Source organism: Pseudomonas sp. NPDC089758, assembly GCF_044748705.1.
Lineage (GTDB): Bacteria > Pseudomonadota > Gammaproteobacteria > Pseudomonadales > Pseudomonadaceae > Aquipseudomonas > Aquipseudomonas putida_X.
The window spans coordinates 93226-103332 of record NZ_JBIVGN010000016.1 but is presented as its reverse complement, the minus strand read 5'-3'; the positions used below and the strand labels follow the sequence as shown (position 1 = coordinate 103332).

The window sequence follows — 10107 nt, the reverse complement described above, 5'->3', positions numbered from 1 at the left end:
TGGAGCTGGTGGGACTGAAGAGGCCCTCTACCGGTTAGGTGAGGCCCTCACATAGGGACTGAAGAGACCCTCAAATGGCAGGCACAAAAAAACCACCGGGCAGGGTGGCTTCTTGTACTGCATTCGTAACGCTTGTGTGAGGTCATCATATATGCACCAGACCATCCAAAGCAATACCGTGGCTATCGCGCCACAAAATGCGAACCACGATTTCGTGGCGCGGACAGTAAATCTTTTCAATTTCGAGGGGTTCGACGTGCGCATCGTGCTCGTTGATGGTGAACCTTGGTTCTCCGCCAGCGACGTTGCTGCGCGCCTTGGTTACACCAACCCTCAGAAAGCAGTGCGCGACCACTGCAAAAGCCCTCGTCCAGTAGGGGTGAACGATTCGTTCACCCTTGGACCATCGGCAAACATCATCCCTGAGCGTGACGTCTACAGGCTGGTCATGCGCTCCAAGATGCCTCAAGCCGAACGCTTCGAGGAATGGGTGGTGGGCGAGGTTCTGCCCAGCATTCGCAAAACCGGTGGATATAGCGCACCAGCCCAGCCTGCCGATCTCAGCAAGCTGGAAATCCTCCAGATGGCCCTGGAGTCGGAGAAGGCCCGCGTGCTGCTCACAGTCCAAGTCGAGGCCCAGGCCAAGAAGATCGACCACCTGGAGAACCTTTTCAAGGAAGGCATGAGCCACGTCCAGTTCTGCAAGGGCCTGAATGGGGTCAATGTGATGCAGGTGGGCCACTTCCTTGAAGGCCGCAACTGGCTCTACAACGAGAGCAAATCAGGTACCCGCTACCGCGTCGCCGCCTACGCCCGCGACAAGTACATGACCGAGCATCAGCAGGAGATCGCCCCGCACGGACGGGAGTCCTTCATCAGCTATACGCCGATCCTGCTGCGCAAGGGCGCCGCGCGCCTGTACGAGCTCTACCTGGCCGGCGAGCTGCCCATGAAGAAGAACTGGGATGGCCTGCATACCCACGACAAGGCCGTGCGGGGTGCAGCATGAGCATTCACGACATGCCTGATGGCATGAAATCCGAGTTCCTAGCCGCGTTCCGCGCAGAATTCGGCTTCGGCGAGATGACGGCCACGGCCAACGATGATGCAGCTGCGATGCTTAAGTCCGCTGCATGGGCTTGGCAGGCATCCCGTGATGCCGTGGTGGTCGGCCTGCCCGAGACACCAAACCGAGGTATCGGTTATGGGCTTTTCGATGCAGGGAAAGAGGCGTGCCGAGAGGCGATCGAGGCCAAAGGGCTGAAGGTGGCGCCATGATGAGCGATATGGACGAGGTGAATATCAGCCTGCCGTATGAGCTGGTCATGGCCGACGAGGCGTCTCGCCGCGAGTTCTACGCATCGGCTCAAGCCTTGTTGGCTGCGATAAGCCAGACCAAGACCGATCACTCGGCCCTGTGGTTCAAGTTCCTCGCCATGGAGCGTGAGCGTGACAACTGGAAAGCCTACTCGGGCAATCAAGCCGAGAAGATCGAGGCCTTGGCCAAGACCCATGTCCTGTACACCTGGCTGCGCAAGAAATGCGATGAGCCCAGTAATGACGTCGTTGCCGTGTACATGAACATCGGCCACGACTGGGCCAAGGTCACTGATCTAGACCGTGATCTGCGGACCATGATCGAGCAGGAGGAGCCATGAGCATCGTCGCCCAACAAACCACCGTCTACCTGGCCCCGACTGCTGGCCGCCGCTTCCTGACCAAGGCTGCGGCGATCAACAAGGAAGCCCGCGCGATCATCAAGAAGCACTTTCCGGATGAGCTCTCGTGCAACGACGATGAGTGCGGCTGCCACTCGCCTGGCTGGAGCCTTGAGGTCGACCAGCCCGAGCGCTTCAAGCGCTACTACCGACTGCTTACCGCTGCGCTCAAACGCGCCGCCCAGAACACCCAGGAGGCCCAATGATGGCCAGATCCCGAAACATCAAGCCAGGGTTCTTCTCGAACGAACACCTGGCAGAGCTGGACTTTGCCACGCGCCTCCTGTTCATCGGCTTGTGGACTGAGGCAGACCGTGAAGGGCGCCTTGAGGATCGTCCGCGCCGTCTGAAAATGGCCCTGTTCCCGGCTGACAATGTGGACATCGACCGCATGCTCGATGACCTGGACCATTTGGGGTTCATCAAGCGTTACACCGTGGGCGACCTCAAGGCCATCCAGGTCATCAACTGGTCGAAGCACCAGAACCCACACGTCAAGGAAGCCAAGAGCACCATCCCTGAAATGCCCGTCATAGACGCATGCCAGGGAAAGCATGAGGAAAGCACCGTGCAAGCACCAGACTCGCACAGTTCTTTCCCTGCTGATTCCCTCTCTCTTGATTCCGGATTCCTGATTCCTGATTCCCTCACTCCGTCGCCCGCGCCGGTTGATTCGGCCGAGCTGTTTTCGCGGTTCTGGAAGCTGTACCCGCGCAAGGTCGGGAAGGACAAAGCCGAGAAGGCCTGGGCGAAGCTCAAGCTGACTCAGGACCTGTTCGACACGATCGTCTCGGCCCTGGCCAAGCATCGCTTACTGCCCAGCTGGACCAAGGACAACGGCCAGTTCATCCCGCACGCCTCGACCTGGCTGAACGGCAAGCGCTGGGAGGACGAGGTCGAGATCCCTGCTGACAACGTCCACCACCTGCCGACTAGTCGCCACCACGGCTTCGCTGATCGCGATTACACCACCGGCCTGAAGAAACGGGAGGACGGCAGCTATGCGCTCTGAAAAAGTCACCCCGATCAACCAGGCATCCCTCTGCGACCGTACCCAGCCTGCCGAGTGTGAGAAACACGGCGCCTTCGAGCAGAAGGTCACCATGCTGATGGGCAAAGCGCTGCGCAGCCAGTGCCCGGAGTGCTCCCGAATCGCAAAGGAGGAGCGCGAGGCCCGCGCCGAGGCTGAGCAGGCCCTGAACGTGCGCTTGGCGATATCCCGCAAGTTGGGCGACTCGCTGATCCCGAAGCGCTTCGCTGATCGCTCGCTGGCGAACTACAAGGCCGAGCACAAGGGGCAGGCCGAGGCACTGCGCTTCTGCCGCCACTACGTGAAGACCTTCGACCAGATCGCCGAGAACGGGCGCTGCATGGTGTTGCTGGGCAAGCCAGGCACCGGCAAGACCCACCTGGGCGCCGGCATGGCCAACGACCTGATGCGCAGCACGTCGCACTCGGCGGTGTACCGCACTGTCGGCTCGATCCTGCAGGCCATCCGCGCCACCTACGACCGCTCCAGCGATGCGACCGAGGCCAGCATCTTGACCAGCCTGATCGAGCCGTCGCTGCTGGTGCTTGACGAAGTGGGCGTGAGCAAGGAGCAGCCGAGCGACTTCGAACTGACGACCCTGTTCGCGATCATCAACGGCCGCTACGAGCAGGTGAAGCCAACCGTGGTGATCTCCAACCTGGGCCCAGAGCAGTTGCCAGTGGCCATGGGCGAGCGCTGCGTCGACCGCCTGCGCGAGGGCGGAATGATCGTGGTCCCGTTCGAGTGGGAATCGCACCGCGGCAAGGAGGCCATCTGATGACCCCTGCACAAGAAATCACAGTCGCCCAGCTCAAGAGCCAGGGCTTCAAGCAGGTCGTGGAAGGCCTGGAAATCGTCCGCATGACCAAGGGCGCCGACCGCCGCGTCGTGATGGCCGATGGCACCCAGAAGCGCGGGTATCACGTTGAGTTCAAGCGCGCCGGGCAGCCGGCCGGGGAGGGGGTGTGAGCCTATTCCAGTGTGAAGAGTGCGGTTGCCGCGACAACACCGCTACCAGTGGCTACTGGTTCCGCAATGACGCGGGGAACCCATGCCAAGGCCGCAAGCTGTGCGCGGCCTGCGACCCAAGCATCGGCAAGTGGCATGGCGTGTTCACGCGTGAATACCTGCCCAAGGGCGAGTTCTTCACCAACCGCCAGGGGAATCTTGAGCACAAGACCACCGGCAAGCTGTGCCACGAGTACCTGGCCGAGGAGAAGCACTGATGGACACCAACAAGATGCGCGAGCAGTTCGAGAGCTTCGCACGCGAGGTCCTAGATTGGTCAGACGATGAGTTTCGGCTGGCATCGGATGGCAAGTCCTACTACTGGGGTGCCACGGGTGAGGCCTGGGTGTTCTGGCAGGCCAGTCGCGAGGCCGTGGTGGTGGACGTTGGTGATATGGAATGGGCTCATGTCGATGAAGTAATCGCCGCCATCGAGGCCCACGGCCTGAAGGTGGCGCCATGACCAACCTCAACAGCATGTCTCCTGCAGCGCGGTCCGCAGCAATGCGAGGCGGCATGGACGGCTGGGGCCAGGTCGGCGGCCTGCCGGGGCAGATCTGCTACCACGAGCCAGTCGACTCGAAGTCGCGCCGCCGGTGCGGTTGTGGCTGCGGCCGGCGGGCCACTTATCGCGGCATGGCCAATGGCGTGTGCTTGACCATGGGCTGCGACCTTTCGATGCGCCGCTGGGTGAAGGAGGCGAACCGTGGCTGAGAAGATCAGCGTCAACAGCCAGGCCAAGCTCTCCGAGGCAATCACCATGCTCACCCGCCTGTTCCGCGACAAGAAGTTCGTCGTGGTCAGCATGCGCCCGGGCAAGGACCGCACCCTGGATCAAAACGCATTGTGGTTCGCGATGTACGAGCGCATTTCCAAAAGCACCGAGATGGGCGACATCGAGGACGTGCGTCGTTACTGCAAGCTGCATCTGGGCGTGCCAATTATGCGTGCGGGCTGCGCCGAGTTCCGCACCGGCTGGGCTGAGTCGTTCATCCGCCTGGATTACGACGTGAAGCTGCGCCTTATGGGGCCGTGCGCCATGTTCGGGCCGGATGGCTTCCCGGTGACCCGCTTGTTCAATCGCGCCCAGGGCTGCCAGTACACCGACCGGATCGTCGAGGAGTTTGCCGCGCGCGGCGTGCATTTCGCTGACCTGCTGGGGGAGGAAGCGGCATGAGCCACCAATTCAAGCCGGGCGACCTGGCGCTGATAGCCGGATCTCGTACCGGCGTATCTCCGAACATCGGCAGGGCCGTCGAGCTAGTTACCAAGCTGATTCCTGGCCAATCCTTCGAGACTCCAGGCGGTCATGAAGCCCGAAACGCAAGCGAATACCAGGCGTGGGCCGTACATGCAGAAGGAGCTACGGCAGTTGGAGAGGGAGGCCGAGTAGATGTTGGCGGGATTTTCCTGATCCAAGAGCGCTTCCTGATGCCCCTGCGTGGCGACTTCGTACCCGATCAGCAGAAAGCCAAGGAGGCCGAGCCATGCGCGTAGTCGAGATCAAGCCGAAGAAGTGCAAGGCGCCAGGTTGCGGAAAGCTCTTCAAGCCGGCAATGACCACGCAGAAAGTGTGCAGCGTTGCCTGCGCCAAGGCCATAGCCAAGGACCCAAAGCTGCAGAAGATCGCGGCCAAGGCCATCACCAAGCAGAAGCGCCAGGACCTGCAGGAGCGCCGGGAGAAGCTCAAGACGAAGGGGGAGCGCCTACGGGAGGCCCAGCAGGCGTTTAACGCCTACATCCGCGAGCGGGACCGTTTGGCGGGGTATGCGTGCATCTCCAGCGGCCGCCCTCTGGACTGGAACGGCAACGCCGTAGATGCCGGGCACTACCGCAGCACCGGCGCCGCCCCGCACCTGCGCTTCGATGAGAGCAACTGCCATGCCCAGTCCAAGCACGATAACCGCTATCTCTCGGGCAACGTGGCGGACTACCGCATCGGCCTCATCAAGCGCATCGGCCTGGAAGCTGTAGAGGCCCTGGAAACGGACCAATCAGTCCGGCGCTACACCATCGAAGACCTGCAGGCCATCAAGGCCCTTTACAGGCAAAAACTCAAAGACCTACGGAGGGCAGCAGCATGAACTGGACACCAATCGACAGCGCCCAGCTGCTGGCTCTGGGCATCTTCGTCATCGCTGGCTACTGCATCGTGCGGGGCATGGTGGTCAAGGCGCGGCGCAAGCGGGAGGAGGGTGGCCCATGCAACTGAACAGCGCGCGTCAGGCCTGGCACGACTGCTACCACGTCGCCTGGGACAGCCAGGGGTCGTTCATCGAGCAACTCGGCCTGCTGGGGGCCATGGTCCAGACCACGGAACGGCAGCGCCACGCCGGCCATGCCGCACACCAGGTCATCGCCGGCCAGGTGCAGTCGGCGATCGGCAAGCTAACCGCGCACGTGAAGGCCTTCGGCAACTTCATGTACTCACCGCGGCTCGATGTCGACACCAAGGAGACGGCCGAGGAATCGGTTTTCATCATGGTGATGCAGCGCTCTCCGCGCATGACCGCCGCCAAGCGCGAGAAGCTCGAGTACGTGGTAAAGGGGGTCATGGCCCGGTACCGGTACATGCACCAGGGCGGACAATCGGCCAACGAGGACCCGCTGGCGTCTCCTGAGGGATTCCGCGCATGGATGGATGCCCACTACGGGGTAAAGCTTGATTCGGTGCGCTGGGAGCGTGAATGGGGTGGATACGTGCGTCTCGCCTTCGAGTGCTGCGAGGACTTGGACAAGGAGGCATTGGGTCCTGTGGCGGCGGCAATTTACGAAATGCGCAGGGCCGCTTGAGGCCCTATTGCGTTCCCGCTCGGCTGGTGGCATGATTTCGCCATCCTGATAATTTTGCCTTCGGCAAACACCCACATGAACCCGGCCATTGCGCCGGGTTTTTTGTTGCCCGTCGGGTGAGCTGGGACCCACTGCCAGGGTGGCCCGCAAGGGATGCCTGGACGCGGATAAGCCGGTAGTGCCGTGATGCAGAAAACACCGGCAGCCCAAGCGCTCGCACCTCACATGCTTCGCGGGTGGCTTGAGGCGGAATCGGCGAGACCAATGCAGCAGGGTGTTGGCGTCGGTGAGGCCTTTGGCGGACAGCGGGAAAGACTGCGTACCTATTCAGGGCCTCGCCAAGTAGCGGTGCCTTCTTCGTTCAAACCCCGAAAGGGACGAAAGCCGGATTATCCCCATGCCTGACAAGAACCCGGACACGTGGGCGCAGATCTGGCTGGCCCTTTCGAACCCGCTATGGCAGGGCGCAATAATGGCCGTCACAGTCTCCCTACTGCGCGTCCTCTACGACGCCAAAGAAACCAGTAAGCGCCGGATCATCTTCGAGTCGCTAATCTGTGGGTCGCTGAGCCTGGTTGCGTCCAGCCTGATCGAGTGGATGAGCTGGCCGCCGAGTCTGTCGGTAGCGGCAGGCGGCACGATCGGCTTCCTCGGTGTGACAGCCATCCGCGAGCTGGTGACCCGCTTCCTGGGTCGCAAGGTGGATGCCGCATGAAAGCCATCGCCGCCGCACTGATCGTCGCTCTGGTCGCTCTCCTGCTCGTAGGTATCCAGCAATACCGCGTAGTCGCCCTGCGCGGTGAGGTGGCATTCGAAGCCGGCGAGAAGAAAAAGGCCATCGACGCCAACGCAGAAAGCCAGGCCACCATCACCACCCTGCGGGCCGAAGCCCAGCGCAACGCCGACTACCTCAAGGACCTGAACAAGCGCCTGGAGGCCAGCAAGGCGAAAGCGCGGAAGGCGGAGAAGAACTTTGAAGACCTCAAACTCAACAGCAAGCCTGTTCGTGACTGGGCTGCTCAGCCTCTTCCTGACGGCCTGCGCGGCAAAGCCTCAGCCGGTAGCGCTAAAGACAACAGCGGTGCGGCTCGAACCCCCTGAGATGGTTCCGTGCGAGCGGGTAGACGATGACGAAGACCTGCGCCTGAACGGCGACCTGTGGGCGCTGAAGGATCGGGCCATCAACCTGCTCGACACCTGCGCTGACCAGGTCGATGCGCAGATCCAGCGCAGCAAGAGCAAGTAGGCGCGCCACAAAATCATGAAGTGCCATTTCGTGGCGCGGAGAAAAATCTGTGACCACATCAAAACCGCGAATTCAAGTGCCATCTGGCGGGATTGTCACATCGGACAGTCTTTCCAACCTGGTAGCCAACATCGGCACCAATCGCGACAAGCGCACGCACAACCGGTTCGGGTTTCAGTTCGTCACGCCGTATGAGCTCGAAGCGGCCTACCAGTCCAACTGGCTGGCCCGGCGTATCGTGGACAAGCCCAACGAAGATGCCCTGCGTGAGTGGCGTACCTTCTCCGGGAAGGACGCAAAGAAGATCGCTGCTGAAGAGCGCCGGCTGGGTGTGCAGCAGAAGTACCTGGATGCGTGCTGCTGGGCTGACCTCTACGGCGGCGCGGCCATGTTGTTGATCACCGGCCAGGACCTGAGCAAGCCACTCAACCTGGACAAGGTGAAGAAGGGCGGTCTCAAGAACATCGTCGTGTTCGACCGCTGGGACATCCAGCCGAGCCAGTTCAACTTCACCGATCCTCTGGCGCCCAACTGGATGCTGCCTGAGGTGTACACGGTCGTGAACGGCCAGCAGCCAATCCACTACTCGCACGTCATCCGCCGCACTGGCGCACGCCTGCCGCGTCGTATGGCTCAGTTCGAGCAGGGTTGGGGTGACAGTCGCCTGCGCCGCTGCGTGGAAGACCTGCGCGATGTGGTAGCCACCAAGGGCGGTATCGCCTCCCTGGTGCTTGAAGCGAACGTCGACACCATCAGCGTGAAAGGCCTACAAGGCGCTTTGTCCAGCGCACAGTGTGATCAGATAACCGAGCGCTACCGCCTGTTCGGCATGCTCAAAGGGATCATCAACCTTGGCCTGCTGGACCAGGACAACGAGGTCTATGACCGCAAGAGCATCGCCTTCTCTGGCCTGAGCCAGATCATGGAGCAATTCATGGTCTGGACTGCCGGTGCCGCCGAGATGCCAGTTACCGAGCTCTGGGGGCAGTCGGCTGCAGGCCTGAGCGCCACCGGTGACGGCGACCTCAAGACCTACCACGGCACCATCAAGGGCAAGCAGGACGGCCAGATGCGCCGAGACCTTGAGCGCCTGGATGAAGTGATGATCCGCTCCGCGCTGGGTACCTACCCCGAAGACATCGAGTTCGAGTGGAATCCGCTCTACCAGAAGTCGAGCGTGGAAGAGGCTCAGGAAGACCTGGCAGACGCTCAGGCCGACCAGCTCAACATCGAGAGCCGCATCATTCGCCCGAGCCACGCCATGAGGCGGGCGCAGGCCAAGGGCCGGTACGCCATCACCGACGAGCAAATCGCCGCCCAAGAGCAGCGTGAGAAGGACGAAGACAATGGCCTTGGCTCCGAAGAAGACCTCGACGCCTTCACCCTTGGAGGCCCTGACGGCGATAAACAAGACCCTGCTGGCGAGAAAGAGAAAACCCCGGGAGCCTGATCCGGTACGACCCAGCGGTGACGCGGAGCGGTTCTACCGGGGCAGCCTCAACCAGCTGGTTCGCACCATGTCGCAGCAGCTGTATGCGGTCCTTGGCCCTGAGCTGGCTCGCCTCAAGCCGCAGTACACCGCCGACAGCCAGGTCACCTTGGACGGCTGGACTGACGAAATCCTCGCAGTAATACGCCGCGTGTCGTCGACGTTCACCACCAGCTTATTCGATCAACAGGCCCGCCGGGTCGCCGCCGGCACCATCAGCCGGGCAGAAGCCGACAATGCTGATGACTTTCGCAAGTCGGTCAACCGGGCCGTGGGCGTGGACTTCGAGCTGATCACCAAGCCCAAGGGCATGGTCGACTACCTCGAGGCCTCCACCGCCGAGAACGTAAACCTGATCAAGTCCATTCCCGCAGAGTACTTCCAGCGGGTGGAGACGATCGTGCTGGGCGGCATGAAGAGCGGCCTCGCCCCCACGGCCATCGCCAAGCAGATTCAGGCGCAGACCGGTGTCAGCGCCAGGCGGGCAAAGCTCATCGCCCGGGACCAGGTGTCGCAGCTGAACAGTGACCTGACCCGCCAGCGGCAGGCAGCGGCCGGCATCGAGTTCTACCGCGTCGAGACGGCCAAGGACCAGCGCGTCTCTGGTGACCCCAACGGCAAGTACCCCAACGCCAAGATCAGCTGCTACGGCATCGCCAAGCAGGACATTGGCTATGGCCCTGGCGTTTACAAGGTGTCCGAGGGTGCCACCTGGCGCGGCGTGACCAACCTGCACCCTGGCAAGCACCACCCGCTCTGCCGGTGCGTAGGGATTTCCCTGATCCCCGGCGTGAACTACTTCCCCGACAAGAACGGGTAGCAC

At 61.9% G+C, this 10107-nt stretch carries 20 protein-coding genes; all 20 read left to right on the top strand.

The genetic code is table 11. The annotated features are described in order from the left end of the window. Positions 1 to 151: 151 nt before the first annotated feature. The 20 genes from ACIPZH_RS20420 (at position 152) to ACIPZH_RS20325 (ending at position 10104) form a co-directional block, all read left to right on the top strand. Positions 152 to 1009: a Bro-N domain-containing protein gene (locus ACIPZH_RS20420; protein WP_400637587.1), complete on the top strand. Its 858-nt coding sequence runs from the start codon at positions 152 to 154 to the stop codon at positions 1007 to 1009. After that, the gene (locus ACIPZH_RS20415; RefSeq protein WP_400637585.1) at positions 1006 to 1278 is read left to right on the top strand and encodes a hypothetical protein; all 273 of its coding nucleotides are present in this window, start codon (positions 1006 to 1008) and stop codon (positions 1276 to 1278) included. The genes ACIPZH_RS20420 and ACIPZH_RS20415 overlap by 4 nt, the downstream gene beginning before the upstream one ends. Beyond that, positions 1275 to 1658 (top strand): hypothetical protein, encoded by a 384-nt coding sequence (locus ACIPZH_RS20410; RefSeq protein WP_400637583.1) that lies wholly within the window; start codon positions 1275 to 1277, stop codon positions 1656 to 1658. Before ACIPZH_RS20415 ends, ACIPZH_RS20410 begins: the two co-directional genes overlap by 4 nt. Further along, positions 1655 to 1924, top strand: a complete 270-nt coding sequence (locus tag ACIPZH_RS20405) for a hypothetical protein (RefSeq protein WP_400637582.1) — start codon at positions 1655 to 1657, stop codon at positions 1922 to 1924. The genes ACIPZH_RS20410 and ACIPZH_RS20405 overlap by 4 nt, the downstream gene beginning before the upstream one ends. After that, positions 1924 to 2730, top strand: coding sequence for a hypothetical protein (locus ACIPZH_RS20400; protein ID WP_400637581.1), 807 nt, complete (start codon positions 1924 to 1926; stop codon positions 2728 to 2730). Before ACIPZH_RS20405 ends, ACIPZH_RS20400 begins: the two co-directional genes overlap by 1 nt. After that, positions 2720 to 3526 carry an ATP-binding protein gene (locus ACIPZH_RS20395; protein WP_400637579.1) on the top strand — a complete coding sequence of 269 codons (807 nt, stop codon included), beginning with the start codon at positions 2720 to 2722 and terminating at the stop codon, positions 3524 to 3526. Before ACIPZH_RS20400 ends, ACIPZH_RS20395 begins: the two co-directional genes overlap by 11 nt. Beyond that, complete coding sequence (locus tag ACIPZH_RS20390; protein WP_400637578.1) at positions 3526 to 3717, top strand: hypothetical protein; 192 nt, start codon at positions 3526 to 3528, stop codon at positions 3715 to 3717. The genes ACIPZH_RS20395 and ACIPZH_RS20390 overlap by 1 nt, the downstream gene beginning before the upstream one ends. Then, a complete protein-coding gene (locus ACIPZH_RS20385; RefSeq protein WP_019471829.1) occupies positions 3714 to 3974 on the top strand; it encodes a hypothetical protein in 261 nt (86 codons plus the stop codon). The genes ACIPZH_RS20390 and ACIPZH_RS20385 overlap by 4 nt, the downstream gene beginning before the upstream one ends. Then, positions 3974 to 4219, top strand: coding sequence for a hypothetical protein (locus tag ACIPZH_RS20380; protein WP_400637577.1), 246 nt, complete (start codon positions 3974 to 3976; stop codon positions 4217 to 4219). Before ACIPZH_RS20385 ends, ACIPZH_RS20380 begins: the two co-directional genes overlap by 1 nt. Beyond that, positions 4216 to 4470 carry a hypothetical protein gene (locus ACIPZH_RS20375; RefSeq protein WP_400637576.1) on the top strand — a complete coding sequence of 85 codons (255 nt, stop codon included), beginning with the start codon at positions 4216 to 4218 and terminating at the stop codon, positions 4468 to 4470. The genes ACIPZH_RS20380 and ACIPZH_RS20375 overlap by 4 nt, the downstream gene beginning before the upstream one ends. Next, positions 4463 to 4933 carry a hypothetical protein gene (locus ACIPZH_RS20370; RefSeq protein WP_400637575.1) on the top strand — a complete coding sequence of 157 codons (471 nt, stop codon included), beginning with the start codon at positions 4463 to 4465 and terminating at the stop codon, positions 4931 to 4933. Before ACIPZH_RS20375 ends, ACIPZH_RS20370 begins: the two co-directional genes overlap by 8 nt. After that, complete coding sequence (locus ACIPZH_RS20365; RefSeq protein ID WP_400637574.1) at positions 4930 to 5253, top strand: hypothetical protein; 324 nt, start codon at positions 4930 to 4932, stop codon at positions 5251 to 5253. Before ACIPZH_RS20370 ends, ACIPZH_RS20365 begins: the two co-directional genes overlap by 4 nt. After that, positions 5244 to 5840, top strand: a complete 597-nt coding sequence (locus tag ACIPZH_RS20360; protein WP_400637572.1) for a recombination protein NinG — start codon at positions 5244 to 5246, stop codon at positions 5838 to 5840. The genes ACIPZH_RS20365 and ACIPZH_RS20360 overlap by 10 nt, the downstream gene beginning before the upstream one ends. Then, a complete protein-coding gene (locus tag ACIPZH_RS20355) occupies positions 5837 to 5968 on the top strand; it encodes a hypothetical protein (RefSeq protein ID WP_400637571.1) in 132 nt (43 codons plus the stop codon). The genes ACIPZH_RS20360 and ACIPZH_RS20355 overlap by 4 nt, the downstream gene beginning before the upstream one ends. Next, positions 5959 to 6549: a hypothetical protein gene (locus ACIPZH_RS20350; protein WP_400637570.1), complete on the top strand. Its 591-nt coding sequence runs from the start codon at positions 5959 to 5961 to the stop codon at positions 6547 to 6549. The genes ACIPZH_RS20355 and ACIPZH_RS20350 overlap by 10 nt, the downstream gene beginning before the upstream one ends. A 397-nt stretch (positions 6550 to 6946) precedes the next feature. Continuing rightward, on the top strand, positions 6947 to 7264 hold the full coding sequence (locus tag ACIPZH_RS20345; protein WP_024718232.1) for a phage holin, lambda family: 318 nt from the start codon (positions 6947 to 6949) through the stop codon (positions 7262 to 7264). Beyond that, entirely contained in the window at positions 7261 to 7650 is a 390-nt protein-coding gene (locus ACIPZH_RS20340; protein WP_400637568.1) for a hypothetical protein, read from the top strand. The genes ACIPZH_RS20345 and ACIPZH_RS20340 overlap by 4 nt, the downstream gene beginning before the upstream one ends. 1 nt (position 7651) lies before the next feature. Next, positions 7652 to 7795, top strand: a complete 144-nt coding sequence (locus tag ACIPZH_RS20335) for a hypothetical protein (protein WP_210668946.1) — start codon at positions 7652 to 7654, stop codon at positions 7793 to 7795. A 49-nt stretch (positions 7796 to 7844) separates the two neighbouring features. Further along, positions 7845 to 9245, top strand: a complete 1401-nt coding sequence (locus ACIPZH_RS20330; RefSeq protein WP_400637566.1) for a DUF1073 domain-containing protein — start codon at positions 7845 to 7847, stop codon at positions 9243 to 9245. Positions 9246 to 9312: 67 nt separating this feature from the next. Beyond that, a complete protein-coding gene (locus tag ACIPZH_RS20325; protein ID WP_400637565.1) occupies positions 9313 to 10104 on the top strand; it encodes a phage minor head protein in 792 nt (263 codons plus the stop codon). Positions 10105 to 10107: the final 3 nt, after the last annotated feature.